Below are 24,971 nucleotides of genomic sequence, written 5' to 3' on the forward strand. Positions count from 1 at the left end.
CCCCACGATTCCTCGGGCCACGGCCAACCCCTGTTCCGCCGTAGGGACAACCAGACGTGGTCCGTCATTTCACCCCCCATGCGTCGAGGACCTCAGGATAGCGGAAGCACAACCGTCTGGCTGCGCGAATCATAAAGCAATTCGAACCACCATGGCACCGGAGGGTTCATCTTGGCGGCCAGATTGTCGAACGCGACGTAGTCGACGTCGAGATATCCTTCGCTATCCAAGAAGCGGAGGCCTTTTCACCATGCGGCAGACAGCCCCGGGGCATCAAACCCAATCGCTCCGAGAAGCATTTCCACTTCGCCGCCGGGTGCTCCGCCGGAGAGCTGAATGATATCTTTGCCAATTACTCACCCGGCCCGTAAGACAGTCGGCAAGTTCTCGTATCGCGTGGGAAGCGCTGGTTAGATCCATCATCGCCGAACTCCTGAAATCAACGCCTTGGGCACAAAAGACTTGCCTGCGAGATAGCTCGCTCGTAGGTACTCGCGGAGTACGCCGTCCCGCTGAAGGCACGCTCCCGCCGCGGAGAGCCCGGCCCGGATCCCGGCCATCCTCCGCCCCAGACCCCGAACCGCTCAGCGAGACGAACGTCTGCGGACGCGCAGCCAGGCCCTCTGCACACTGCGCACCGCTCGCCGGAACGGGGTGTCGTCCCGAGGAGGAAGGGGCACTCCCCGCCGCAGGAGGGCGCCTCGCTGCTTCGTGACCTGTTCCGCCCGCTCGGTTCGCTCGATGACGGCGGTGTCGCGAAGGACGAGCTTTGTCCGTTCCTCCGAGGGCATCCCGCCCTGGAGCTGCTGGCCACGTAACGTCTCCGCGTTGAACTCCGCGCCGAGGAGAAGGGCGAGGTTGATGAGGAACAACCAGAGAAGAAAGATCACCGTTCCCGCGAGGGTTCCGAATGTTCGGTCGTACGACGCGAAGTTCGAGACGTAGAACGCAAAGCCCGCCGAGGCGAGCGCGAACACGACGATCGCCGACAACGCCCCGAGGACGACCCACGCAAAGGGGGGTTGTCGAACGTTCGACGTGCCCTTGAAAAGAACCGAGACCATCGCGACGACCGCCAGGAACAGCACGGGCCACCGCACCACGTTCCACGCGTCGAGGGCGACCTCTCCGATGGAGAGTGCCTCTCCCACTGCCCGCGCGACGGGACCCGACAAGACGACGATCGCAGCAACGACCCCGACGAGCAGCAGCAGAAGCACCGTCAGAGCGACCTGCGCCGGTTTCCGCTTCCAATAGGGTCTCCCCTCGGCGACGCCGTAAATGCGGTTGAGCGCCCGACCGAATGCACCGACATAGATCGACGCCGACCAGATCGCGGTCGCCAGCGCAACGAAGAATGTCAGGCCGGCGAGATCCGATTCCGCAAACCCGGTGATCGGGTCGCGCAAAGTGTCGACCGCGCTTCCCGGAGCGACCTGCTCCAGAATCCCGAAGAGCCGGCGCACGACCGATTCACCGCCCCCGATGAGGCCGAGCGACGCAACCACGGCGAGGCCGGCGGGAAAGATCGACAGAACGGAGAAGAACGTCAGCCCCGCCGCCGTATCCGCGCACCCGTCCGCCGCGAACTCTCTGACGGTGCGTCGAACCACGTACCGCCAGGTCTCGCCTCGCAGCTGGAAAGGATGCTTCGGCGTCGACGTACCCTTCGCGATCGATGCTCGAGACATGCACGCCACGCTAACCCGCCACGGCGGGAAACCCGCCGCGCGGGCGCCGGATGCCGCGAACCGCAGCGCCGGGGTGACAATGGGGGCATGTCGCGCGGTTCCGGTCACCGCGCCCGCGCGGTGCGAGATGGCGCTCGAACAACCGAGCGGTTCCGGGGCGTTCCTGTCGTGAGGCTCGGCAGCGGCTTCATCCGCCGCTCCCCTGCCCAAGCATCCGTCGTCGCGTTCTTGAGCGCAGCCGCGTTGTTCTCCGCGCTGCTGGCTCTGCCGCTCGCGTCGGCCGACGGACGCCCCACCTTCCTGCCGGATGCTGTCTTCACCGCGGTCTCCGCGATCACCGTCACCGGTCTCACCACCGTTGACACAGCGACGCACTGGTCGCCGTTCGGCCTGATCGTCATCCTCGTCGCCATCGAGATCGGCGGTCTCGGCATCGTCACGCTCGCTCTTCTGCTGGCGCGAGCGGTGACCCGCCAACTCGGCCTCGGCGGCAAGCTGTTCGCGCAGCAGAACATCGGGTCGCCCGAGCTCGGCGACGTGGGCGCGCTGCTGCGCATCGTGATCCTCACGACCTTGTCGATCCAGGCGGTGCTCTTCGTGGCGCTCGCGCCGCCGTTCATTGTCGCCGACGGTGTGGGCGCAGGACTCTGGCACGCGTTGTTCTATGCCGTGTCCGCGTTCAACAACGCCGGCTTCTCCGTCCATGAAAGAGGACTCTCGGAGTTCAGCTCGAATCTGTGGGTACTCGTCCCGCTCGCTGTCGGCGTCTTCGTCGGCAGCTTCGGATTCCCCGTGTTCCTCAATCTCCTGAAGGAGAAGTGGCGGCCGAAGCACTGGAACCTCCACACCAAGATCACGCTGATCACCACATCGGCTCTCCTCGTTCTCGGTGCGGTCGCCTGGTCGGTTCTGGAGTGGGACAACCACGCCTCGACGGGCGACCTCTCCCCCGCCGAGAAGATGTTCCGCGGGCTGTTCGCCTCCACGATGATGCGATCCGGAGGGTTCTCGCTCACCAACCCGAACGACTCCACGCCCACGACGCTCCTCATCACCGACGCGTTCATGTTCGTCGGCGGCGGGTCTGCGTCGACCGCGGGTGGCATCAAGGTCACGACCCTGGCCGTTCTCATCCTCGCCATCGTGGCGGAGTCCCGCGGCCTCCCCGACGTCACCGCGGCGAGACGAACCATCCCCAACGGGCTCCTCCGGGTCGCGATCAGCGTGACGTTCCTCGGCGCATCGCTCGTCCTCGCGGCCACGATCCTTCTCCGCGCCACGACGGATGCGCCCCTGGACCGCATCCTGTTCGAAGTGATCTCGGCCTTCGCGACCTGCGGGCTCTCGGTCGGCCTGTCGGCCGAGCTCGATCCGTTCGGAAAATACGTTCTCTCGGCCCTCATGCTGGCCGGTCGTATCGGCCCCATCGGACTCGCCGCAGCCCTCGCGGTCACGCAACGCAAGACCCTCTTCACGTTTCCGACCGAGCGTCCGATCGTGGGCTGACGCTCGCCCATCACCCTCTTTACTACCCGCCGGATTCGCCAGAACCGGAGGCGTGGACGACACTCGACGCACTCCCTCCTGCGAAAGGCGGCACCGCCGTGTGGTTCGACTCCTGGTCAGATCTTCTCCGCATCCTGCTCGTCGGCACTGCGGCCTACGTCACTCTCATCGTTCTGCTGCGCCTTTCCGGCAAGCGCACGCTCTCGCAGCTGAACATGTTCGATTTCGTCGTCACCGTCGCGCTCGGGTCGACCCTGGCCACCGCGCTGCTCAGCAGCGACGTGTCGTGGGCGGAGGGAGCGGTGGCCTTCGCGCTGATCTCGGCGCTGCAGTTCGCCATCGCGTGGACGTCTGCGCATTGGCCCGCCACGCGTCGCGCTGTCACTGCCTCACCCGCGTTGCTGATGGTGAGCGGTGTCATGCTCGATGAAGAACTGCGCCGTAGCAGACTCACCGCTTCCGAGGTCCGCCAGGCCATCCGCAGCTCGGGGTTCGGCGGAACCGATCGGGTGGCAGCCGTGGTGCTGGAGCCGAACGGAACCTTCAGCGTGATCGGCGCAGACAAGGTGGGCGACGGCTCCGCGCTGTCCGACGTCACCTCGACGCACGGTGAACGCCCGCGGGGAAACTAATCCCGCCGAAGTCCGACCGACTCCCAAGCCCCGCGGGCAGCGCTGCGAAGCTCCCGGTAGTCCGCCCGGGACATCGCTGCCTTCGCGCGACCGCGCGCGTCGTCGGCGGCGCGGGAGAACACCGCCGATTGCGAGCGATCGATGGCTGCGAGCGCGGCGAGGCACTTCTGAATCCTCAGGTGCACCTCGAGGATCGATGCCCCGTCACGGGCGAGGGGACGGAACGCGTCGATGACCAGGGTTTCGAGTTCGGGAGGGGTCAGCCAGACCCGCTCGTACGAGACGTCACCGCTGGGGTCGGCGCGCAGCGCGAGCGCGAAGACACGGTGGAACGCGGCGATGATCTCGATCGCCGTGCCCGGGTCGTTCGTCGCCGGCGACAGCGCCCGGCTCCCGATCTCGGAAAGGGCGATGATGCCCAGCCGGGGGTCCTGCTCGTAGTCGCGGTGCGGTGCGATCCGGAACGCGCCGCGGAGCGCCGACACCGCGTCGTCATCCAGCCGTCCTGAAACGTAGAGGAGCGGATGGAGGGCGTCGGCCGAACGGCCGGGGCTCGACGCGACGTACACCTGCGCGTCGTGTTTGGCGGCCGTGCGGTTGAGCGCGGCCACGTCGATGTGTACGACGTAGCCGACGTCCTCAGCCCACACCGGCCGGGCGGATGCGGGGACCCGCTCGAGACGCTGAGCCCCGAGCGTCGGCGACGCGGCGTAGGCAGACATCGAGTCGGATGCTGCCTGCTCGACGCGATCGATCACATCGGCCATGCGCCCGAAGTCGGCGAGGTGAGCGATCCATCGCAGCAGGGTGACGACGACGATCGCGATGACGATGAGCGTCCCGAGGAAGAGGATGGTGCGGCCTTGGTCGGTGTAGTACCCCGTCGACAGGGCGATGATGCCCACCATCGAGAAGACGAACGCACCCACGAAGGTCGACAACGAGTTCTGCGAGGTGGGATCTGCCACGAGCAGCTGCGTTGCTCGGGGCGTCGCGGTCGTCGTCGCGGACGAATACGCGGTGACCATCGCCGTGACCGAGAACGTCGTGGCCGTCAGCATCGCCGTCGCGATGATCTGCAGAAGCGAATCGACCGAGTTCTGTCCGAGCTCGATGACGACACGGAACGGCACGGCGGCACCGATGAACCCCGCCGCCAGGGCGAAGGCCACGGCGATGAGCGCGAACAGCGCGGCACGCACCCATACCTTCTTACCCAGCCGAAGCAGGAAGGATCTCACCGAGCCGTGCGTACCGGAAGCCATCGAATCACTGTACGGGTGACCGGCGGCCAGCGATCACGCGTCGGGCTGGGAAGACCGCGACGGACTCTGGTACACGTCGGGGGTTCCGTCGCCATCCTCGTCCACGGTCTCGGCGAGAGCGATGCGCCGGTACTGGCGATTGCGGGCAACCAACACGCACGAGGCGAGGATCGAGGCGAGCAACGATGCGATCATGATCGCGATCTTCGCGTCGTCGCCGTGGAGGCTCTCGGCACCGAAGCTGAGCTCCGCGATGAGCAACGACACCGTGAACCCGATACCGGCGAGAAGACCCACCCCGATGAGGTCGATCCACTTCAGTGCCGGGTCCAGCCGCACGCGTGTCACCCACGTCAGCAGGCGCACCGAGAGCACGATGCCGATCGGCTTACCCAGCACGAGACCGACGACGATGCCGATGGTGACCGGGTCGGTCGCCGCGCGGATGATCCCGTCCATCCCTCCGACGGCGACTCCCGCGGCGAAGAACGCGAAGACGGGAACGGCGAAGCCCGCCGACAGCGGCCGGAAGCGGTGCTCGAACTCCTCGGCGAGGCCCGCGGTCGCGGACGGCTCGGATCTGCCGGGCCGCACCGGGATGGTGAAGGCCAGCGCGACGCCGGCGATGGTGGCGTGGATGCCGGATGCGTGCAGGAACGCCCACGCGACGAAGCCGAGCGGCAGGAGGATGAGCCACGCGGCGAAAGCCTTCTCGCGGAACAGGGTGCGGTACCGCTGCGCCAGGAAGCCGTAGACGGCGATCACCGCGACGGAGATGACGAGGGGCAGGATGGCGATCTCGGCCGTGTAGAACACGGCGATGATGAGGATCGCGATCAGATCGTCGACGACGGCGAGCGTCAGGAGGAACACCCGCAAGGGGGTGGGCAGGTGGGATCCGACGAGCGCGAGGACGGCGACCGCGAAGGCGATGTCGGTGGCCGTGGGGATGGCCCAGCCGGTGCGCAGCGACGGCTCGCTCCAGACGATGGCGGTGTAGATCAGGGCCGGAACGGCCACGCCGCCGACGGCTGCCGTGATCGGCACGATGGCCGTACTGAATTTGCGCAGGTCTCCCGCGACGACCTCGCGTTTGAGTTCCAGACCGACGAGGAAGAAGAACACCGCCAGCAGCCCGTCGGCCGCCCACGTTCCGAGCGTGAGGTCGAGATGCCACGGCTCGTAGCCGATGCGGAAATCGCGCAGCCCGAAGTACGCCTCGGACGCGGGTGAGTTGGCCCACACGATCGCGATGGCAGCCGCCACGACGAGCAGGATTCCACCGACGGCCTCCTTGCGGAGAAGGCCGGTGATGCGGGTGGCTTCAGAGCGCCCCGGCCAGCGGGGAAATCGAGAAGTGGACGCAGACGTATCGGGCATAGGAGAGAAACCTCGCTGGGGTCGATGAGAAGAATGTCGACCAGACTTCCCGACGCGCCTCCCCCATTCTACCGTCCGCGGGCCACCTACCGAGCCGCGACCGCCTCGGCAACCCCGGGCGGCGGCGTTGGGCTACGTCGAGATCGGCGCGCCGCGGATACGGATGGTGAACGGGGAGCGTACGGACTGAGATTCCGCGAGATCGGCGGCTGACCGACCGATACCTTCGCGCTCGGGGAAGTCGCCTCTTCCTCACGGGGGAAGAGAGTTCACGATGTTCGGTGGAATGCGGCGCGCCCGTCTGTTCTCGGCGGCGGCACTCATCGCCGTCACCGGGGTGATCGCCGGTCTCGCACCGGCCGCACAGGCGGCGGACTGGGCGCACATCTCGGGGTCTGGATCGACCTGGGCGCAGAACACCCTCGATCGGGCACGACGCGACATCATGGGCGCCGCCGGAATGTCCGTCGACTACCGCGGAATCGGCTCCACCGCGGGCCGCGCAGACTTCGTCAACGGCACCGTCGACTTCGCCGTCAGCGAGCTGCCCTTCCAGACGTCTCCCGAGTACGGCGGCCCTCCGGAGCGCCCGAGAGGTGGGTACACCTACATCCCCGCCGCGGCCGGCGGTACGGCCCTCGCCTACAACCTGCGCGTCGACGGCCGGAGGTTCACCGACCTCCGCCTCTCCGGACGCACGATCGCCGGGATCTTCTCGGGCACTATCGCTCGATGGAACGACCGAGCAATCCTGGCCGATAACCCCCGCGTCAACCTGCCCGACAGCGCGATCACCCCCATCGTCCGCGCGGACAGCTCTGGCTCCAGCGCGTCGTTCTCACACTGGCTTTCCAGCGAAGTCGGCGACGTCTGGACAGCCGGCACCAGCTCGATCTTCCCCGTGCCGAGCAACGGCGTGGCGCAGTTGGGCTCGCTCGGCGCATCCGGCTACGTGGCCCAGAACTACGGCGAGGGTGCGATCACCTACGTCGAGAAGTCCTACGCCATGCGCGCCGGACTTCCGACCGCGAAGATCCTCAACGCCGCGGGATACTACGTCGCGCCGACGGCGGCGAACGTCTCGGTCGCGCTTCTCGGAGCAGAGATCGGTGCCGACCAGACGCAGATCCTCGACGCCGTCTACCACAACCCCGATCCGCGGACATACCCGCTCTCGTCGTACGCCTACCTCATCGCTCCCACCGAGACCGGCGGGATCTTCACGTCAGACAAGGGCCGCTCGCTCGCCGAATTCGCTCGCCACCTCCTGTGCGAGAACCAGCAACTAGCCGACTCGCTCGGCAACGCCCCCCTCCCGGTCAACCTCGTCCGAGCGGGTCTCACGCAGGCGGCGCGGGTGCCAGGGGCGGATGCTGCGAACCTCGACATCGACGGATGCCGCAATCCCACGTTCCGCTCCGGCGAGACCAGCACGTCCGACAACACGCTGACACAGACTGCACCGTATCCGCCCGCGTGCGACCGCCTCGGCGCGGACTGCGTCACGACCGACGGTTCGCTCTGGCTCGAAGCATCCGTGCTCCCGGCGACAGACGGCAAACTGTCGCTCAGCGTTCCCACTGGCGCAACGGTGGTCTTCGACGAGCCCGCCATCGTCGACGGGCGCTCCGTCACGACCGGGTCGCTCCCCCGCTTCTCGGTCGTCGACGAGCGTCACGTGTCGCGTCCGGGTTACACCGTCCACAGCTCGGTCACCGACTTCATCTCGGGATCGCAGAACATCCCGGCCTCGGCTCTGACGGTGACCCCCGCAGTCGACGCGGGCAGCACCGCATCGGGGGTCGCGGCAGCGCCCGCCTTCACAGGCTCGTCAACGGGCGCCCTCTTCGCCGACGCGGCACCCGGGGGCGGAATCGGCACGGCCGTCCTCACGGGCGGCTTCCGACTCACCGCTCCGCTCGACGCGGAGCCCGGCACCTATCGCGCCAGGATGACCCTCACGATCGTCTCGCGCTGACCCAGTGAAAAGATGGGGCGTGCCTCACGTCACCGCCCTCTACCGCTACCCCGTCAAGGGCTTCACTCCCGAGCCTCGCCGCGAGCTCACTGTTCAGGCCGACGGACGCATCATGGGCGACCGCGTGCTCGCGTTCCGCTTCACCGGTGACGTCGAGCCGCGCGAGCAGGACGGCCTCGACTACTGGCCGAAGAGCCAGGGCCTCGCGCTCATGGACTTCCCGTCGCTCGCACGACTGCGACTGCGACTCGACGATGAGACGTTGCGGATCAGCATCCATGACGGAGACGCCGAGCTCGTCGAAGCCGGGCTCGATGACGCCGGCCGCGCCGAGCTCGAGCGGGCCGTATCGGCATTCGTCGCCGCCTCCAGTGACGCACGTCGCCTCCCCGCCGACGGCGTGCGCCTGGTGGGCGATGGGCGCACCTCGCGATTCCAGGACCGCCCCCGCGGTTATGTGTCGCTGCACGGCTCGGCATCGGTCGCCGCGGTCGACGTCGCCGTCGACGCCCCCGTCGACGATCGACGCTTCCGTTCGAACGTCGTGGTCACCGGCGCCGCCCCCTGGGACGAACTGGCGTGGACCGGCCGCGTACGCATCGGCGCGATCGAGTTCGAGGTGCAGCGACCGATCGGACGATGCGCAGCGATCATGGCGAACCCCGACACGGGCGTTCGCGACGCTCGCCTGCTGCGTGTGCTCACGACCGAGTTCGATCAGAACGAGGCCACGCTCGGCATCCTGCTCCTCCCCGTCGACGGCGGCGGCACCGTACGCGTCGGCGACGAGATCGCTCCGGTCTAGCCCCTTCCCGGTGCGCCGGAGCGTGCCTAGGCTCGCGGTATGTTCCCGCTCATCCCGTTCCTCTTCCTCGGCGGCCTCGTGACCGCGGGTGTCGTGTGGCGTCGGCGACGAGACCGTGACGCCGCCGAGGCGCCACGCGACGATCTGCTGCGCGCAGGAGCCGAGCCCGATCAGTCCCCCGAGGCGGCATCGCGCCGCGCCGAGGGCAAAGCCGCGTGGATGCGGCCGAGCGGCTTCTGACCCGTCAGCTGCGCGAGTCGGCGACCCGCGCGCCGGCCGCGGCGATCTCGGTCAGAGCCGCCGCGCTCGAGTCGGGGTGAACCCCGGCGACGAGGTCGGTGAACACGCGCACACCGCGACCGGCTGAGAGCGCGTCGAGCGCCGACGCGCGAACGCAGTAGTCGGTGGCGAGTCCGACCACGTCGATGTCGCGGATGCTGTGGTCGTCGAGCAGCTGCGCGGCCGTCGTGCCGTCATCTCCGACGCCCTCGAAGAGCGAGTAGGCAGGCTTCCCCTGCCCCTTCTTCAGATGGTGCGTCACGGCCGAGGTGTCGAAGCCCTCGTCGTACTCGGCCCCGAAGGTGCCGCCGACGCAGTGCACCGGCCAGGTGTCGACGAAGTCGGGCTGCCCCTGGGCGAAGTGTCCGCCGTTGTCGTTATCGCCGTCGTGCCAGTCGCGCGAGGCGACCACGAGCGCATACTCTCCGGCATGCTCGTCGAGAAACGCCGAGATGCGCTGCGCGACGGCGTCACCGCCCGCGACGCCGAGCGCTCCGTGCTCGGTGAAGTCGTTCTGGACGTCGACGATGAAGAGGGCCCGAGTCATCCTCCGAGCGTACGACGCCCCGGCGTCGCCTGGCACGTACTCAGGCTGATCGCGGGGCTGCCCCCTCCGCGCCCGGCGTGTCGCGGGGTCGACCACCATCGATCCTGAATTCGGTCGGATGAGGGGCGAGCGGGGGCGCGGGGATTGGTGCGGGGGCGGGGTGCGCGGGGCGGATCGGAGGCGGGGGCGCCGCATCCGGCCTGCCTCGATCTCAGCCCGCCGCGAAGAGGGAGACGATCGAGATCACGAGTCCCGCAACACCGAGACCGATGAGCCCGAGAGCCAGGAGCACGAACGCGCGTACCGACGGGGACCGTCGGTGCATCCGCATCCGGTCGAGCGATCCGACGCGCACGAAGACGTCGGCGGCATCGGCGCTGCCGATCGCCTCGTCGTCGGCGGGTGTCAGCGTGGCCTCGCCCACCCCACCGTCTTCGTCGAACCACCGTGCGACCCGGCGGTCGCCCAGATCGTCGATCATCGCGCGGACGGGAACCCAGGTGCCGTCGGCGATGTACAGCACGAACGCCACACCGGCGAAGAGAGCGCCGGCACCGAAACCGATCCACGTGAAGATCTCGACGATCGCATCGACGGCCGACATGATCCTCCCCGGGATACGGGAAACGGGCCGCCGGAGCGGCCCGTTCTTCCAGAGCCACCTAAGGGAATCGAACCCTTGACCTATTCATTACGAGTGAATCGCTCTGCCGTCTGAGCTAAGGTGGCGCGCGTCGCTCGCGCGATGCACGATCACCGATATTACCTGCTCACGGGCGATGCGCGAACCACGACCCTCACTCGCAGCGGATGTCGGCGTCGGGAACCACTCCGTCGACGAGATACGCGACCACCGCGTCATCGACACAGGTGTTGCCCTTGTTGTAGCCGGTGTGCCCCTCGCCGACGCGGGTCACCAGCACGCCCGACGTCAGCTGCTCGGCCAGCGAGACCGCCCACTGGTAAGGGGTGGCGGGGTCGCTGGTGGTGCCGATCACGAGAATGGGCGCCGCCCCGTCGGCCGAGACGGGGCCTCGCGTGCCGGTCGGCGGGTAGGGCCATTGCTCGCAGACGTCGGGACCGCTGAAGTACTCGGCGGCGAGCGGTGCCACCCGCTCGAGCTCGGCCTGAGCAGCCTGCGTCTGCGCCTCGCCTACCGCGGGGTAGTCCATGCAGTTGTAGGCCGGGAACGCCTCTTCGGAGTTGCCCACGTAGTCGCCGCCCTGGCGCGCGTTGTAGGCGTCGGCCAGCGTGAACGCCGGCGCCGGATCTGCGTTCTGCACTCCGGAGAGCGTGACGCGCAGGTACGGCCAGCTCGCGGGTGAGTAGAGCGCGTTCAGCAGGGCGAGCATCAGCGTGTCGGCGCCGAGCTCGCGCCCGTCGGCGGCGACGATCGGGCGAGCGTCGACCGACGCGAACAGGGCGTCGAGATCGGCCGACGCTTCGGCGGGAGTGCCGCGGAACGGGCAATCGTCGAACGAGAGGCATGCCGTGAGGAAAGCATCGAGCGACCTCTGGAACCCCTCCATCTGACCGACGCCGACCTCGGCGCCGGGGATGGAGGGGTCGAGCGCGCCGTCGAGCACCATGCGCCCGACCCGGTCGGGGTGCAGCTCGGCGTACGCGGCACCCAGGGCCGTGCCCCAGGAGTAACCGAGGTAGTCGAGCGTCGTCTCGCCCATGACGGCGCGAAGCACGTCGAGATCGCGCGCGGCGTTCTCGGTCGAGACGAACGGCAGGAGTCCGTCGCTGTTCGCATCGCACGCCGCTGCGAACGCGGCGTCGCGCGCCTCGATCTCGGCCGTCCATTCATCGCTGCCGCGCGGGGCGTCGGGGATGTCGTACAGGTACTGGTCGAGGTCGGCCGTGTCGTAGCAATCGATCGCCGTCGAGGCGCCGACGCCCCGCGGGTCGAAGCCGATCACGTCGTAGTTCTCGCGGAGCGGAGAGCCGGCGACGACGTCGAGGGCCTGCTTCAGGGTGTCGACCCCGCTGACCCCCGGCCCGCCCGGATTCGTGAACAGCGAGCCGATCGGCGCACCGCTGTCGGCCCGGTGTCGGATGACGGCGATCTCGATCTCACCGGATGCGGGAGCACTCCAGTCGCGCGGCACGCGCACGTTCGCGCAGTCGAACTGCTGCTCGGCCGCGCAGGACTCCCACGCGACGTCCTGATCGTAGAAGGGAAGCAGATCGGCCGAGACACCCGAGACGTCGGGGGTCACCGACGGCGGCGGAGCCCAGGAATCCGACGTGAACACCGAGCACCCGCTCGCGACGAGGACGACCGTGGTCAGAACTGCGACGGCCACAGCGATCCGGCTCCGCACCCGCGTCACGGTTCGCTTCCGTTCGCGACGGTGATCAGCATGCTCTCCAGAGCCAGGAGCGGCGCGACGTTCTGCTCGAGGTTGCGGCGGGTCACCGCGATCCGGTCGAGCACCGCGAGGGTGCGCGTCGCCGACCAATCGGCGGCGACCGCGCGCAGCTCGGCGGCGAGCTCCGGGTTGATCAGATCGTGGTCGCGCCCGAACTGCAGCAGCACAACATCGCGGTAGAGCGCCTGCAGGTCGGTCAGAACGCGGTCGATGCCGTCGCGCAGACTGCGGGTCGCCCGCCGCTTCTGATCGTCTTCGAGCTGGTTGACCTGCCCCCGCACCGCGGGCGGAACCGCGGCGCCCTCGGCGACGCCCATCGTGCGCAGCAGGGCGGCGCGCTCCTGCTCGTCGCGGACCGCCGTGAGGGCCTTAGCGTCGTCGGTGGCGACGCGCACGATCTGGCCCGCGACCTCGACGGCGTCGCCGACCCCGCGCACCCGCAGGACGGCGGCGAGCGTCTCGGCCCTCCGCGCACGCGCGTCGGCGTCGGTCGCGAGCCGCTGTGCCATGCCGATGTGCCGCTGGGCGTGCCGGGCCGACTCCACCGCGACCGCGCGGTCGACACCGGTGCGCTGTACGAGCAGATCGGCGACGTCGTCGACCTCGGGTTCGCGCAACCGCAGCACCCGCACGCGCGATCGGATCGTGGGCAGCAGGTCGGCGTCGCTGGGGGCGCACAGCACCCACACGGTGCGCTCCGGGGGCTCCTCGAGGGCCTTGAGCAGCACGTTGGAGGTGCGCTCGGCCATGCGGTCGGCGTCTTCCATCACGATGACGCGGTAACGGCCGAGCGACGGCGAGAAGTACGAGCGCTCGACGAGGGCGCGCGCCTCTTTGATCGAGATGATGACGCCCTCGGTGCGAAGCGCGGTCATGTCGGGGTGCGTTCCCGCGAGCACCTGATTCATCGCCGCCGTATCGCCGGGCTCGGCGATCAGAGCCGCCCCGAAGGCGCGGGCCAGTGTCGAGCGTCCGGACCCCGGTGGGCCCGTGATGAGCCACGCGTGCGCGAGGGCGGAAGGATCGGATGCTGCGGTGCGCAGCGCGTTCACGGCCTCGTCCTGGCCCCACACGGCGTCCCACGGCGCGCCGACTCCGACGGAGTCGATCACGGCACCAGACATGGCTACCACCCTAGACGCGGGTCACGACAGCGCCGCGCGGCCCCGCAGCATCCACCCTCGTCACAGGACGGCGGCGACGCGTTCGCGGATCGCGGCGGCGATCTCGTCGACGGGACGGGACGCGTCGAGGACGAGGAAGCGCTCCGGTTCCGACGCGGCGAGCGCGAGGAAGGCCGACCGCACCCGGGCGTGGAAATCGTGCTTCTCGGACTCGAGGCGGTCGAACGGCTTGTCGTCGGCGTCGAGGCGCGCACGGGCGGCGGTCGGATCGAGATCGAGCAGCACCGTGACCTGCGGCAGCAGACTGTTCGCTGCCCACAGCGACAGGTCGCGCACCTCGCCCGCGTCGAGCACGCGCCCGGCGCCCTGGTAGGCGACCGACGAGTCGAGGTAGCGGTCTTGGATCACGACCTCGCCGCGCGCGATCGCCGGCCGCACCACCGTCTCGACGTGGTGCGCGCGGTCGGCGGCGTACAGCAGCGCTTCGGCGCGCGGCGCCACGTCGCCGCGGTGGTGCAGCACGATGTCGCGGATGAGCACCCCGACCTCGGTGCCGCCCGGCTCGCGGGTGCGGACGACCGTGCGCCCCTGGCCCGCCAACCACTCCTCGAGCAGGCGTGCCTGCGTCGTCTTGCCGACGCCGTCACCGCCCTCGAGCGTGACGAACAGACCGGACGGAGACTCTCCGGCCGACGTGACCTCGGTCACGAGGTCTTCTTCGGCGCCGCCTTCTTGGGCGCGGCCGCCTTCTTCGGGGCGGCTGCCGCCTTCTTCGCGGGCGCCTTGCGCGTGGTCGTGCGCTTCGGGGCCGGCCCCTTGGCGCGCTTGTCGGCGATCAGCTCGACGGCGCGCTCGAAGGTGATGTCGAGGGCGACCTCGCCGCGCGGGATCGTCGCGTTCGTCTCACCGTCGGTGACGTACGCCCCGAACCGGCCGTCCTTCAGGCGGATCGGCTTGCCGCTGACCGGATCGTTGTCGAACTCCTTCAGCGCGCTCGAGGCACGGCGCGCGCCGTACTTCGGCTCGGCGTACTTCGCGAGCGCCTCCTCGAGCGTCACGTCGAAGATCTGCTGTTCGTTGTCGAGGGAGCGCGAGTCGGTGCCCTTCTTGAGGTAGGGCCCGAAGCGTCCGTTCTGCGCCGTGATCTCCTCGCCCGACTCGGGGTCGGCGCCGACCACGCGCGGAAGCGTGAGCAGCCGCAGGGCGGTCTCGAGATCGAGCGTGTCGACCGACATCGACTTGAACAGAGACGCCGTGCGGGGCTTGGGTGCTTCGACCTTCTTGGCGCCCCGCTTCTTCGGGGCCTCGACGACCTCGCCCGTCGCCGCGTCGACGTTCTCGGGCTCTTCGGGCTCGAGCTCCTGCACGTACGGCCCGTAGCGGCCGTCCTTCACGACGATGAGCTTGCCGTTCTCGGGGTTCTCGCCGAGCACGCGATCGCCGGCGACCGGAGCGTCGATGAGCTCCTGCGCCTTCTCGGCGGTGAGCTCGTCGGGCGCCAGGTCTTCGGGCACGTTGACGATGCGGGGTTTGGCCTCGGGGTCGGCCGACTCGGCGATCTCGAGGTAGGGCCCGTACTTGCCGAAGCGCAGCACCGCAGCATCCGTGATGCGCGTGGAGTTGAGCTCGCGCGCATCGATCTCGCCGAGGTTGTCGACGATGTTGCGCAGACCCACCTGGTCTTCGGAGCCGAAGTAGAACGACTTGAGCCACGCACCCCGGCCCTGCTCGCCACGGGCGATGCGGTCGAGGTCGTCTTCGAGCGCCGCCGTGAAGTCGTAGTCGACGAGGTCGGCGAAGTGCTCTTCGAGCAGACGCACGACACTGAACGCGAGCCAGCTCGGCACGAGGGCCTGCCCGCGCTTGCTGACGTAGCCGCGGTCGAGGATCACGTCGATGATGCTCGCGAAGGTCGACGGGCGTCCGATGCCCTTCTCTTCGAGCGCCTTGACGAGGCTCGCCTCGGTGTAGCGCGGCTTCGGCGAGGTCGCGTGGCCCTTGGGCTCGACGTCGCGAACGTCGACCGTGTCGCCCACGGCGACAGCCGGCAGCGACTGGTCGTCGCTCGAATCGGAGGCGTGACGCTTCTCGTCGCTGCCCTCTTCGTAGGCCTCGAGGAAGCCCTTGAAGGTGTAGACGGTTCCGGATGCGGTGAACTCCGCGGCCTTCTCCCCCGCCTGCACGACGAGGGTGACGGTGGTCGTCTCGTACTTGGCGTCGGACATCTGGCTGGCGACGGTGCGCTTCCAGATGAGGTCGTACATCTTCTGCTCGTCGCGGTCGAGACCGCCCGACACCGAGGACGGCGTACGGAAGTGCTCGCCCGACGGACGAATGGCCTCGTGGGCCTCCTGTGCGTTCTTGGCGTTGTTGCGGTAGGTGCGGGGGTTCGCCGGCACGGCCTTGTCGCCGTACAGCGTGACGGCCTGCTCGCGGGCAGCGCTGATCGCCTGCGCCGACAGCGCCGTCGAGTCGGTGCGCATATAGGTGATGTACCCCTTCTCGTAGAGACGCTGGGCGACGCTCATCGCGTGCTTCGCGCTCATCGAGAGCTTGCGTCCGGCCTCCTGCTGAAGGGTGGAGGTCGTGAAGGGGGGCTTCGGGCTGCGCGTGCCGGGCTTGGCCTCGACGCTGGAGACGGAGGCCACGCCCGCCGCTTCGATCGCCGCGGCGAGCTCGCGGGCTCCGGCCTCGTCGAGGACGACGACGGCCTTCTTGAGCGTTCCGCGGTCGTCGAAGTCGCCGCCGCGGGCGAGGGGCGCGCCATCGAGGCGGGCCAGACGGGTCGTGAACGAGGATGCGCCCTTGGCGGCGAGCGCCTCGACGTCCCAGTAGGAGGCCGAGACGAACGCCATGCGCTCGCGCTCGCGCTCGACGACCATGCGGGTGGCGGCGGACTGCACGCGACCGGCGCTCAGCGCGGCGCCCTCGCGGCCGGAGCCGACCTTGCGCCAGAGCACCGGCGAGACGTCCCAGCCGTACAGACGGTCGAGCACGCGGCGGGTCTCCTGAGCGTCGACCAGCGCGAGGTCGAGCTCGCGGGTGTTCTCGGCGGCGGCGCGGATGGCGTCCTTCGTGATCTCGTGGAAGACCATGCGCTTGACGGGCACCTTGGGCTTGAGCACCTCGAGCAGGTGCCACGCGATGGCTTCGCCCTCGCGATCCTCATCAGTGGCGAGCAGGACTTCGTCGGCGGTCTTGAGGGCGCGCTTGAGTTCGGCGACGGTCTTCGTCTTGCGGTCGTTGACCACGTAGAAGGGGTCGAAGTCGTTGTCGACGTCGATCGAGTACTTGCCGTACGCCGCCTTCTTCTCGACGGGGATGTCTTTCTTGCTCGCGAGGTCGCGGATGTGACCGACCGAGCTCAACACCTCGTAGTCGTCACCGAGGTACCCCTGGATCGACTTCATCTTCGTGGGGGACTCGACGATGACGAGCTTCTTGCCGTGTGCCACTGGGGTCCTTTCGTCGTTGCACACCATACACACGAGTTGTGAGCAGAGGCCGTTCGTCGCTGTCAGGGCGCGGCGTCGGGCGGTGGCCCGGCGCGGGCCGAGACGGATGCGGCGACCCCTCCGAACGGCGCCGAGACCGTCACCGTGGCGACCACGCCGTCGAGATCGCACGTCGTCACGGTGGCCCCGGCGGTGGCGGCGACCTCGGCGGCACGGTCGCAGGGGACACCCGCGACCGCACCGCTCGCGGCGTCGGCCGCGGCGAGGGCCGCAGCATCCGCCGCCCCCGACAGCCGCTGCGCGTGCACCGAGGCGGCTCCTACGACGGCGAGCGCCGCCGTCACGACGATCACGCCGGCCATGACGCCGACGCCGGCGACCGTGCCCGCCATCAGATGCCGCCCGCCAGCGCGCAGGACGTCGCGGTGAGGTCGGGGAGCGGGAGGGCGAGTGGCGCGGAGGCCGTCGCCACGACGCACATCAGATCGCCGCGGTGCTGGATGTCGGCTGCGCCTCCCGCCGAACCGACGATCGCGTGCGCACGCCCCGGGTCGTCGCCGCGGGCGACGAGCCTCGCGGCGTCGGCCGCTGCGTCTTGAAGGCGAACCTGCCGCGCACCGGCGGCCAACGCACCCACCCCGAGAGTCACGACGAGCACGATCGCGGGCAAGACGACGGCAAACTCCGCGGTGACCGAGCCGCGGTCGCCGAGGCACGGATGCCGGTGCGCCGCGGGGCCCGCGCTCATTCGAAGGTCAGCGCCCGTCGCACGAGGTCGGTCAAGATGCCGCGCACCTCGTCGGAGCGCATGATCACGACGAGCAGGCCGGCGAAGGCGACCGCCGCCATCGTGGCGATCGCATACTCGGCTGTGGCGGCCCCCGCGTCGTCGTGGAAGAGCTGAGCGGCCCGGCGCCTCGTGAGGGTGGGGATGTCGTCGCCCGTCGAGACGGGGGCGGTGGCGTCGGTGCCGGTGGTCGGGGTGTCGGTCATGCGTACTCCTTCATGTGTGGTGGGACGGGGTGGGCACGGACGACGGCGTGTCAGACGACGAGCACACCGGAGGACAGGATGCTGAGCAGCATCGGGGCGACGCCGAGCAGCAGGAATGCGGGGAGCGTGCAGACTCCGAGCGGGAGCAGCAGCTTCGACGACAGTTCGGCCGCCCGCAGCCGTCCGTCGGTGCGAGCCCGATGACGTGCGAGCCAGGCCGACGAGCGGAGCAGCTCGACGGCCGGCACGCCCGCCGTCGTCGAGAGCGCGAGGATCTCGTCGACCTCGTCGTCGGGGCTCGCGGTCGTGCCGCGGACGAGGGCCCGCGCCCGCTCGACCGACGCGCCGCCGCTCAGGGCGATCGCCGTGAGCTCGGCGTCGATCCCCGGAACACCGCCCGCGGGGTGGGCGCGGCGCACGAGTGAGGCGCTCCACCGGCGCGCGGCGACGATGAGCGCGATGCCGGTGAGGAGGCACGCGACGCCCAACGGGTTCGCGGCCAGCACGGTGACGGTGTCGAATCCGAGTACGAGACCGAGGGCGATGGCGACGAGCGGCAGCCAACTCATGAGGCGAGCGGTCGCGGCAGGTTCCGCGAGGGCGACGCGCACCTCGTCGGCCGCCTGCTGGCCGTCGCGAAGCGCGGCGGCGACGTCGCGGAGGCTCTGCGCCAGCGGCGCTCCGACGGTGGTCGCGACGCCCCAGGCCGCCCCCACATCGCGCCATGGGCCACCGGCCGACGCCAGGGCGCTGGGGGCGTCGCCGCCCGCGGCGACGGCAGCGCAGACGCTCACGGCCATCGTGTCTCCCGCGTCGGCGAGGAGCGTCCACGCCCGGGCGGGAGCCACCCCGGCAGCCAGGAGCACCGAGAGCCGCAGCACCGCGTCGGCGGTGGCCGCCGCATCCGGCCCGCCGTCTTTCGCCCGCCGCGTCAGGAGGCCCACGGCAGCCCTTCCACGGCGAGCCGATCGTCGCGCAGCACCGGCCGCGCAGCGCCCACGACCCGGCGTGCCCCGTCGGGGTCGCGGGCGAGATGCACGATGCAGCCGATCGCGCTCACGACCTGTCGAGCGAGCGAGCGGTCGTCGAGACCGGCGAGCGCGCCGAGGGCCTCGAGCCGGGCGGGCACGTCGTTCAGCCCGTTGGCGTGCAGCGTTCCGGCGCCGCCCTCGTGCCCGGTGTTGAGGGCTCCGAGGAGGTCGCGCACCTCGGCGCCCCGGCACTCCCCGACCACCAGCCGGTCGGGGCGCATGCGCAGAGCTTCGCGCACGAGTCGCGCCAGATCGACGCCGCCGGCTCCTTCGAGATTGGGCTGACGCGCCTCGAGGGCGACGTGGTGGGGATGCCGCAGTCGCAGCTCGGCGACGTCTTCGATCGTGACGATGCGGTCGGTCTCGGGCGCGCGCGAGAGCAGCGCCGACAGGAGCGTGGTCTTCTCCACTTGGTGCTTCTGACGCACCTATTCGATGGAGGTGATGCCCTGATGAACAGGGATTTTGTGATGGCTCAGCCCGCGATGGCTGGCAAGAACACGCGGGCGATGCTATACGTCCGCGTCGGTGCCGAAGCGGATCAAGAGCGAGCCGAGACAACCGGCTCACGGCAGCGGGACGAGTGCCGGGAGTGGCGCGAGCGCAACGGGTTCGTGGTGGTCGAGGCAGGTGGGTTCCGATGAGCCCGAGCGTGCTGGAACAGCGCCGGCCTCAGACGCGGATCGAGGTTGTCGAGCAGGTCTTGACCTACCTGCGGATCAGCGAAGACCGCACAGGCGAGGAAGCGGGAGTCGATCGTCAGCGTGCAGACTGCCTGGCTCTGTGCGCTCGTCTCGGCTTGCCCGTGGCCGACGAGGACGTGTTCATGGACAACGACACGTCCGCGTACCTGAACAAGAAGCGGCCTGGCTTCGACAAGATGCTCGCCCGCATCAAGACCGGCCCGTCTCGGGTTGTCGTGTGGCACGTCGACCGGCTCTACCGCAGGCCGCGCGAGCTGGAAGACCTGATCGACCTGGTCGAGTCGCACCCGATTCGCATTGAGGCCGTGATGGGTGGGGCGTTCGACCTGAACACCCACGAGGGCAGGCTGATGGCCCGCCAGCTCGTCGCTATGGCGGCATACGAGTCCGGTCACAAGGCCGACCGCATCCGCCGCGCGAATCGGCAGAAGGCCGAGCGCGGCGACTGGCATGGCGCTCCGAAGTTCGGTTACGGGCTCGGCGGTGTCCTCATCCCTGAGCAGGCCGTGGTGATCCGCGAGATGGCTGACAGGTTCCTGGCCGGCCAGTCGCTGAGGTCGATCACGAAGTGGCTGAACGAGGAGTCGGGCGTGCCTTCTCCGCGCGCTGACAAGGGAACGCTCGGAGTGTGGCACGCGACCACGGTGAAGTCGATCCTGGTCTCCGCGCGTATCTCCGGGCAGCGAGCCTACGAACCCTCTCGGAAGCAGGGCGATGCCCCGAACGGTCGTGAGATTCTGGGGCCGGGCAAATGGGAGGCGATCATCACCCCGGAGGAGACGACGCGCATCCGGGCGATGCTCGGCAGTCCCGACCGCAGGGTCGGTGCGTCCTCGGTCACCCTGCTGTCGACGATCGCGACGTGCGGGAACTGCGGGGCCGGGCTCGTGTCGGGGCGACACGGCCGCGGATCGGGCGGCACGGGACCAGCCAAGCGGTTCTACTACCGCTGCATGCCTGTCCCGGCATATCCCGAACGCGGCGGGCTGACCGTCTCCGGGCCTGGCCTGGAAGAGCTGGTCGGCGAAGCGATCATCGCTCGTCTCGCGGTGACGGAGTTGCCCGCCGTCTCGCCCGATACGTCCGGGGTGGTCGGCGACGCGATGGGTCGGATCGTCGGTGCCCGCGCACGGCTCGAAGACCTCGCCCGTGACTACGGGGCCGGAGTCCTGAGCCGGGGCGAGTTCCACGCCGCCCGTGTCGCAGCGCAGAATGCCATTCACGAGGCCGAGCTCGCCCTCGGCAAGGTAAACCGCACGAGCGCCCTGAAAGGGCTTCCGATCGGTGACGAAGCCGCACTCAGGCACGCCTGGACCGCGGAGTGGAGCATCCCGCAGAAGCGAGCGATCCTGACCGCATTGATCGACACGCTCGTCGTGAACCCCGACCCGTACTGCGGTTCCCGGTTCCGCCCTCAGCGGGTCGAACTCACCTTCAAGGCGTAGCCACAACGAAAGGGAGCCCGCCGCACCTTCCCGAGGGTGCGGCGGGCTCCCGTCTTGTCGCTGGCGGGTCATGCAGGATGCTCAGCGAGGTCGCGGAGCTTAGCGAGCGTCACTGGGTCCTCCACAGCGAACGGAACCCCGGACGCCTCGCACGCTGCACGGGTCCAGCTCGTCACGTCGAAGTCGGCCGAGAGTGCAGACGCTCCGGACGCGGCACCTGTCGGGCTCGGTTCCGCAACGGCCATCGCAGCCTCATTCACGGCAGTTCCCCCGTCTCGGGCTCGAGGCCGGCAAAGAAGTCGTCCTCGGCTTGGCGGCGGGCCGCGACGTCATCGAGGACGAACTGCACGAAGTCCTGGTCACGGTGGGCGATGATCGTGTCCTCGACGGGCTCGGCGGGGTCCTCTCCGGGCCAGGCGGTCTGCCGGGTCGGACGGTCGCGGTCCAGACGGGTACCTGAGGCCGCGACCCAATCGCGAAGCCGCTGGCGGGCGTCGGCGAAGTCGCGGTGCCAGCCCAATGGCGCGCTGGCGTTCTGCTCGGCGTCGTACGCCGCGAGCCAGTGCAGGTGCAGGGCGGACAGCTCCCACAGAAGTTCAGGGTGCCGGTGCCAGAACGGAGGGAGCACGCTGGCGGGAAGCCCGTAGGTGTGGCGCAGCCAGTTGACCCACTTGTTGAGCTCCAGCCACTCAGCCTCGGCCTCGTCGCCGGTGAGGAGGTTCCAGTTGATGGGGTGGGGCGGTTCCGGCAGCAGCGGTGCGTCGAACTCGTCGGCGGGGTCGTCTTCGGGTAGTTCGGGCTCGGACGGGTTCTCGATGTCGGCCATCGTCGCCTCACATCGCCAAGGTCGCTGCGGCCGGCCGGGACGAGCTCGGCGCGGTGAACTCGGGTGGCACGTCGAGCCGACGCCTGGCCGTCTCGGCCGGCACGTCGGCGGCGATCGTCTGCTCGGCCTGCGCGGATCGTTCGGCGTCGTTGCGACGGCGCCCGATCTTCCACACCTCGAACTCTTCGCTCTCGACCGTCTTGCCTTCCTTGACGTACTTGACCGGACGGAAGCGGCCCTCGGCGGTGAAGTTGTCGCCCTTGCTCAGGAGCGCGGCGGCCTCCTCGGCGGCGTCCCCGTAGGCCACGATGGGCATGTACTGGGTGGGGAGCTTCGTGAAGCTCCCGTCCGGCTCCTTGCGGGACTGCTTCTGCCCGGCCCGCGCGTAGAACCTCGGCGTGCCATCGCGCGTCGGCTCCGTGACCGGCTCGGTCGAGACGTAACCCGAGAAGGATTGGTAGGTGCGGATAGCCATCGGCCTGTCCTCCTGACATCAACGGCGACCCGAGCTGGGGCCGCTCTGCCAAGCAGGTGCGCCCACGCTCTCCTATGGGCGGCGTTGCAGCATCGCCTCGATGCCCGCCCGGTCGGCGCGAAGCTCGGCGGCGTCCGGCCGGCTCGTCCAGACGCGCATCCTCGTGACGATGGGCGGCGCAGCCCGCAGCAGCACGAGCGCGGTCCCGAACGGGAGCGTGCGGATCGTGTCGGGCGGCATGATCGGCACCCGCCGGATCGAGCGTTGCGCGGAGCGGGAGCCGTGGTCCCCGACCGTGGTGGAGTCCGTCACCTCGTCGCGCTCGCCGATCAGCGTGGTGAGGTCGTGCAGGTCGCGGCTGTTGGAGGCACCGCCGAGGATGATCTTGACGATGGAGGCGTCCCAGATCGCGCCGGCCGCGTTCTCCGACCACTTCTCCCGAGCCTGGGCGAGGGACTGCAAGACGGGCATCGTCGTGATCCCGGTGCCGCCGCCTTCGGCCATCAGGGTGGGAAGGGAGGGCAGTGGTGCGAGATTGCCGACCTCATCGAGCGCGAGCAGCGCGGGCGGATCGAGCCTGGCGCCGGGGCTGGCTGCGGCGATGCGTCGGGCGGCTTCCACGACGTCTTCCACGAGCGCCGCGACCAGGGCGGCGGAGTTGTTCGCTCCGGCCCCGGTCGCCAGCATGTAGAGCGTTCCCTTGGCGCGGAGGAACGCTTCGGGGTCGAAGTCCTCACCGTCCTGCGGTGAGACAGCATCGAGCACGGGAGGGTCAGCGAGGGCGGCGAGAGCGAGGGAGACGCCTTGCCAGATGGAGTCGCGGGTGCGGGGGTCGGAGTCGATCATCGCCTGCAGGGACTCGGCCCACCCGGTCGCAGCCTTCGGGTTGGCGGTGAGGATCGCCACCGCATCGGCGGCTGCTGAGGGATCGAGGGTCCACCGGAACAGCTCGCGCGCGGGCCGGCGATCCAACGCTGCGGCGTGGAGCAGAGCTTGGAGGGCGGTGCGGGTCTTGCCCTCCCAGAACCCGCCGCCCTCGACCCCGCCCGCGGACAGACCTGTGCCGGCCGCCAGGCCGGTCGCCCGGATCATGGCCGTCAACGGGTCCTCACACCCCCTGATGGGCGACCACCTCAGCCCCGCGGGCACGCCTTCGGCCAGGTGTTGCGGGTCGAAGACCGCGACCGGGCCGATCTTCTGCCGGGCGCGGAGCGTCGCGGTGAGGTTGTCGGGCCGCGTGCTCGTGGTGACGACCGCTCCGGGGGCATCGAGGATGGCGTTGATGACGATGTGCGCCCCCTTGCCGCTGCGGGGCGGGCCGATGAGGAGTATCGAGTCCTCCACGCTCGCCCACACTGACTTGCCGCGTGAGGTGCCGATCCGGTAGCCGACATCCTCCGGCGTGGGTCTGTCGAGCGAGGGCCGCAGGTGCTCGGCACGGCGCAGCAGGGCGGTCTCGGAAGCGGCGCGGGCGACCTCGGCGCCGGTGGCGATCCCCGCGATCCGATAGGGGTCGGTCTTCACCTGCCGCCCGTGCTCCCGGATGAGGTACCACACCCACCAGCCAGCGGCCCCGGCAGCGAGGATCAGCACGCTGGCGGTGATCCAGTAGGCCAGCGCGCTGAGCCCCGGCGCACCGAGCGGCGCCGCGGGGTCGCCGGGTTCCAGCAGCACACCCAGCCCTGCTTCGACGCCGCCGGTTGGTTGCCCGGCGCCGGTGATCCAGGCGGCGACGGAGCCCGCGCCGCGCAGGATGGCGGCGAGGATCGCGGCGCCGATCAGGAGGCCGATGCCGAGGTTTGTCAGCTCGTCCCCGAGTGATCCGGCCGGGCGCGGGGTGCTCATTCGGGATGCCCGACCGTCACGGTGCCGGAGACGCGGCCGAGCAGGACGACCTCGCGTGTCGGGCTCGCCGCGACCTGATCGGCGGTGAGCAGGCTGCGCATCGTGCCGTCGTGGGCGGCATCGCCGTGAGCGATGACCACGGCGACCGCCACGTCCTCGCCGGCCACGAATCCTTCGCCGTGCAGCACGACGAGGTCGGGAACGCGGGGCGTCGGGCTCGGCGGGACGGGCGTCGGGTCGGGTTCGAGGCGGCGGCGTCTGCCGGGAGTGACGATGTCGGTGAACAGCGAGCCGTCTGCCTCACGGACCTCGACCCGTACCGGGGAGCGGCGCTGGCCGGTGAGCTGGTCGAGGATCGAGGCGAAGGCGTCGCGGCGCCACGGCGGCGCAAACGGCGGCGGCTCGTGCGGCGCGCCGTTGATCGTGACGGTCATGGTGCCGTCTGCGGCGACGGTCATGACGACGTGCGGGAGCACGACCGGCACCTCCGGGCCCTTGTGGGCCGGCTCGTCGTCGCCGCTGCGCCGGTAGCGGGGGCGGGTCATCGGGCCGCACCGCTGGGTCGCTGGGCGGGCCTGGTCTGCTCGGTCATCGGTCGCTGCTCCTTCTGTG

Annotated in this window: 23 protein-coding genes, 1 tRNA gene and 1 pseudogene; 6 read left to right on the forward strand and 19 right to left on the reverse strand. The window is 69.6% G+C overall.

Going from position 1 to position 24,971, the window contains the following annotated elements:
- Positions 1–584: 584 nt before the first annotated feature.
- Positions 585–1,691, reverse strand: coding sequence for a YihY/virulence factor BrkB family protein (locus tag DEA06_RS15540; RefSeq protein WP_116648925.1), 1,107 nt, complete (start codon positions 1,689–1,691; stop codon positions 585–587).
- A gap of 87 nt (positions 1,692–1,778) precedes the next feature.
- Here DEA06_RS15540 and DEA06_RS15545 point away from each other — a divergent pair, with 87 nt between their 5' ends.
- Positions 1,779–3,197, forward strand: coding sequence for a potassium transporter TrkG (locus DEA06_RS15545; protein ID WP_116648926.1), 1,419 nt, complete (start codon positions 1,779–1,781; stop codon positions 3,195–3,197).
- Positions 3,198–3,295: 98 nt separating this feature from the next.
- Positions 3,296–3,829 carry a YetF domain-containing protein gene (locus DEA06_RS15550; protein ID WP_116648927.1) on the forward strand — a complete coding sequence of 178 codons (534 nt, stop codon included), beginning with the start codon at positions 3,296–3,298 and terminating at the stop codon, positions 3,827–3,829.
- On the opposite strand, the gene DEA06_RS15555 is transcribed toward DEA06_RS15550, so the two are convergent.
- Both DEA06_RS15555 and nhaA read right to left on the reverse strand, forming a co-directional pair.
- Positions 3,826–5,094, reverse strand: a complete 1,269-nt coding sequence (locus DEA06_RS15555; RefSeq protein ID WP_116648928.1) for a DUF2254 domain-containing protein — start codon at positions 5,092–5,094, stop codon at positions 3,826–3,828. The two genes, DEA06_RS15550 and DEA06_RS15555, sit on opposite strands and share 4 nt — an antisense overlap.
- A 33-nt stretch (positions 5,095–5,127) precedes the next feature.
- Positions 5,128–6,474 carry a Na+/H+ antiporter NhaA gene (nhaA, locus tag DEA06_RS15560; protein ID WP_116648929.1) on the reverse strand — a complete coding sequence of 449 codons (1,347 nt, stop codon included), beginning with the start codon at positions 6,472–6,474 and terminating at the stop codon, positions 5,128–5,130.
- 274 nt (positions 6,475–6,748) lie between these two features.
- Here nhaA and DEA06_RS15565 point away from each other — a divergent pair, with 274 nt between their 5' ends.
- From DEA06_RS15565 to DEA06_RS15575, 3 genes are read left to right on the forward strand one after another with little or no spacing between them, the layout of a single operon-like run.
- Entirely contained in the window at positions 6,749–8,452 is a 1,704-nt protein-coding gene (locus DEA06_RS15565; RefSeq protein ID WP_116648930.1) for a phosphate ABC transporter substrate-binding protein PstS, read from the forward strand.
- A 19-nt stretch (positions 8,453–8,471) separates the two neighbouring features.
- Positions 8,472–9,257, forward strand: coding sequence for an MOSC domain-containing protein (locus DEA06_RS15570; protein ID WP_116648931.1), 786 nt, complete (start codon positions 8,472–8,474; stop codon positions 9,255–9,257).
- A 39-nt stretch (positions 9,258–9,296) separates the two neighbouring features.
- On the forward strand, positions 9,297–9,497 hold the full coding sequence (locus tag DEA06_RS15575; protein ID WP_116648932.1) for a hypothetical protein: 201 nt from the start codon (positions 9,297–9,299) through the stop codon (positions 9,495–9,497).
- Positions 9,498–9,501: 4 nt separating this feature from the next.
- On the opposite strand, the gene DEA06_RS15580 is transcribed toward DEA06_RS15575, so the two are convergent.
- The 12 genes and pseudogenes from DEA06_RS15580 to DEA06_RS15635 form a co-directional block, all read right to left on the reverse strand.
- Positions 9,502–10,083: an isochorismatase family protein gene (locus DEA06_RS15580; protein ID WP_116648933.1), complete on the reverse strand. Its 582-nt coding sequence runs from the start codon at positions 10,081–10,083 to the stop codon at positions 9,502–9,504.
- 211 nt (positions 10,084–10,294) lie between these two features.
- The gene (locus tag DEA06_RS15585; RefSeq protein WP_240606986.1) at positions 10,295–10,687 is read right to left on the reverse strand and encodes a hypothetical protein; all 393 of its coding nucleotides are present in this window, start codon (positions 10,685–10,687) and stop codon (positions 10,295–10,297) included.
- Positions 10,688–10,739: 52 nt separating this feature from the next.
- Positions 10,740–10,812: transfer RNA gene (locus DEA06_RS15590), tRNA-Thr, on the reverse strand.
- A 68-nt stretch (positions 10,813–10,880) separates the two neighbouring features.
- The gene (locus DEA06_RS15595; protein ID WP_240606987.1) at positions 10,881–12,395 is read right to left on the reverse strand and encodes an alpha/beta hydrolase; all 1,515 of its coding nucleotides are present in this window, start codon (positions 12,393–12,395) and stop codon (positions 10,881–10,883) included.
- A 23-nt stretch (positions 12,396–12,418) separates the two neighbouring features.
- Positions 12,419–13,585 carry a DNA polymerase III subunit delta' gene (locus tag DEA06_RS15600; RefSeq protein ID WP_116648936.1) on the reverse strand — a complete coding sequence of 389 codons (1,167 nt, stop codon included), beginning with the start codon at positions 13,583–13,585 and terminating at the stop codon, positions 12,419–12,421.
- A 60-nt stretch (positions 13,586–13,645) separates the two neighbouring features.
- Entirely contained in the window at positions 13,646–14,293 is a 648-nt protein-coding gene (gene tmk / locus DEA06_RS15605; protein WP_116648937.1) for a dTMP kinase, read from the reverse strand.
- A complete protein-coding gene (gene topA / locus DEA06_RS15610; protein ID WP_116648938.1) occupies positions 14,290–17,040 on the reverse strand; it encodes a type I DNA topoisomerase in 2,751 nt (916 codons plus the stop codon). Before topA ends, tmk begins: the two co-directional genes overlap by 4 nt.
- Positions 17,041–17,102: 62 nt before the next feature.
- Positions 17,103–17,432 (reverse strand): Rv3654c family TadE-like protein, encoded by a 330-nt coding sequence (locus DEA06_RS15615; protein ID WP_116648939.1) that lies wholly within the window; start codon positions 17,430–17,432, stop codon positions 17,103–17,105.
- The gene (locus tag DEA06_RS15620; protein ID WP_205781308.1) at positions 17,432–17,788 is read right to left on the reverse strand and encodes a TadE family type IV pilus minor pilin; all 357 of its coding nucleotides are present in this window, start codon (positions 17,786–17,788) and stop codon (positions 17,432–17,434) included. The genes DEA06_RS15615 and DEA06_RS15620 overlap by 1 nt, the downstream gene beginning before the upstream one ends.
- Positions 17,785–18,033, reverse strand: coding sequence for a DUF4244 domain-containing protein (locus DEA06_RS15625; protein ID WP_116648940.1), 249 nt, complete (start codon positions 18,031–18,033; stop codon positions 17,785–17,787). The genes DEA06_RS15620 and DEA06_RS15625 overlap by 4 nt, the downstream gene beginning before the upstream one ends.
- Before the next feature lie 50 nt (positions 18,034–18,083).
- Positions 18,084–18,977, reverse strand: coding sequence for a type II secretion system F family protein (locus tag DEA06_RS15630; RefSeq protein WP_116648941.1), 894 nt, complete (start codon positions 18,975–18,977; stop codon positions 18,084–18,086).
- Positions 18,965–19,468: pseudogene (locus DEA06_RS15635) on the reverse strand (ATPase, T2SS/T4P/T4SS family); the annotation flags it as partial. The gene DEA06_RS15630 and the pseudogene DEA06_RS15635, both read right to left, overlap by 13 nt.
- A gap of 236 nt (positions 19,469–19,704) precedes the next feature.
- Here DEA06_RS15635 and DEA06_RS15645 point away from each other — a divergent pair.
- Positions 19,705–21,213 (forward strand): recombinase family protein, encoded by a 1,509-nt coding sequence (locus DEA06_RS15645; RefSeq protein WP_116648944.1) that lies wholly within the window; start codon positions 19,705–19,707, stop codon positions 21,211–21,213.
- A 256-nt stretch (positions 21,214–21,469) separates the two neighbouring features.
- Here DEA06_RS15645 and DEA06_RS15650 read toward each other — a convergent pair whose 3' ends face one another.
- From DEA06_RS15650 to DEA06_RS15665, 4 genes are all read right to left on the reverse strand, one after another.
- Positions 21,470–22,039, reverse strand: a complete 570-nt coding sequence (locus tag DEA06_RS15650; RefSeq protein WP_116648945.1) for a hypothetical protein — start codon at positions 22,037–22,039, stop codon at positions 21,470–21,472.
- Positions 22,040–22,046: 7 nt separating this feature from the next.
- Positions 22,047–22,514, reverse strand: a complete 468-nt coding sequence (locus DEA06_RS15655; protein ID WP_116648946.1) for a single-stranded DNA-binding protein — start codon at positions 22,512–22,514, stop codon at positions 22,047–22,049.
- 72 nt (positions 22,515–22,586) lie between these two features.
- Positions 22,587–24,359 carry a type IV secretory system conjugative DNA transfer family protein gene (locus DEA06_RS15660; protein ID WP_116648947.1) on the reverse strand — a complete coding sequence of 591 codons (1,773 nt, stop codon included), beginning with the start codon at positions 24,357–24,359 and terminating at the stop codon, positions 22,587–22,589.
- On the reverse strand, positions 24,356–24,904 hold the full coding sequence (locus DEA06_RS15665) for a hypothetical protein (protein WP_205781309.1): 549 nt from the start codon (positions 24,902–24,904) through the stop codon (positions 24,356–24,358). Before DEA06_RS15665 ends, DEA06_RS15660 begins: the two co-directional genes overlap by 4 nt.
- Between the last annotated feature and the right edge of the window lie 67 nt (positions 24,905–24,971).

The sequence above is a fragment of the Microbacterium sp. Gd 4-13 genome, assembly GCF_003095395.1.
In the GTDB taxonomy this organism is placed as follows: Bacteria; Actinomycetota; Actinomycetes; order Actinomycetales; family Microbacteriaceae; genus Microbacterium.

Excerpts from the sequence above, each read along its gene's own strand:
- DEA06_RS15540 (WP_116648925.1), bottom strand. The coding sequence starts at position 1,691 with ATGTCTCGAGCATCGATCGCGAAGGGTACGTCGACGCCGAAGCATCCT.
- DEA06_RS15545 (WP_116648926.1), top strand. The coding sequence starts at position 1,779 with ATGTCGCGCGGTTCCGGTCACCGCGCCCGCGCGGTGCGAGATGGCGCT.
- DEA06_RS15555 (WP_116648928.1), bottom strand. The coding sequence starts at position 5,094 with ATGGCTTCCGGTACGCACGGCTCGGTGAGATCCTTCCTGCTTCGGCTG.
- nhaA (WP_116648929.1), bottom strand. The coding sequence starts at position 6,474 with ATGCCCGATACGTCTGCGTCCACTTCTCGATTTCCCCGCTGGCCGGGG.
- DEA06_RS15565 (WP_116648930.1), top strand. The coding sequence starts at position 6,749 with ATGTTCGGTGGAATGCGGCGCGCCCGTCTGTTCTCGGCGGCGGCACTC.
- DEA06_RS15575 (WP_116648932.1), top strand. The coding sequence starts at position 9,297 with ATGTTCCCGCTCATCCCGTTCCTCTTCCTCGGCGGCCTCGTGACCGCG.
- DEA06_RS15580 (WP_116648933.1), bottom strand. The coding sequence starts at position 10,083 with ATGACTCGGGCCCTCTTCATCGTCGACGTCCAGAACGACTTCACCGAG.
- DEA06_RS15585 (WP_240606986.1), bottom strand. The coding sequence starts at position 10,687 with ATGTCGGCCGTCGATGCGATCGTCGAGATCTTCACGTGGATCGGTTTC.
- DEA06_RS15600 (WP_116648936.1), bottom strand. The coding sequence starts at position 13,585 with ATGTCTGGTGCCGTGATCGACTCCGTCGGAGTCGGCGCGCCGTGGGAC.
- DEA06_RS15615 (WP_116648939.1), bottom strand. The coding sequence starts at position 17,432 with ATGGCGGGCACGGTCGCCGGCGTCGGCGTCATGGCCGGCGTGATCGTC.
- DEA06_RS15620 (WP_205781308.1), bottom strand. The coding sequence starts at position 17,788 with ATGAGCGCGGGCCCCGCGGCGCACCGGCATCCGTGCCTCGGCGACCGC.
- DEA06_RS15625 (WP_116648940.1), bottom strand. The coding sequence starts at position 18,033 with ATGACCGACACCCCGACCACCGGCACCGACGCCACCGCCCCCGTCTCG.
- DEA06_RS15645 (WP_116648944.1), top strand. The coding sequence starts at position 19,705 with ATGAGCCCGAGCGTGCTGGAACAGCGCCGGCCTCAGACGCGGATCGAG.
- DEA06_RS15650 (WP_116648945.1), bottom strand. The coding sequence starts at position 22,039 with ATGGCCGACATCGAGAACCCGTCCGAGCCCGAACTACCCGAAGACGAC.
- DEA06_RS15655 (WP_116648946.1), bottom strand. The coding sequence starts at position 22,514 with ATGGCTATCCGCACCTACCAATCCTTCTCGGGTTACGTCTCGACCGAG.
- DEA06_RS15660 (WP_116648947.1), bottom strand. The coding sequence starts at position 24,359 with ATGAGCACCCCGCGCCCGGCCGGATCACTCGGGGACGAGCTGACAAAC.
- DEA06_RS15665 (WP_205781309.1), bottom strand. The coding sequence starts at position 24,904 with ATGACCCGCCCCCGCTACCGGCGCAGCGGCGACGACGAGCCGGCCCAC.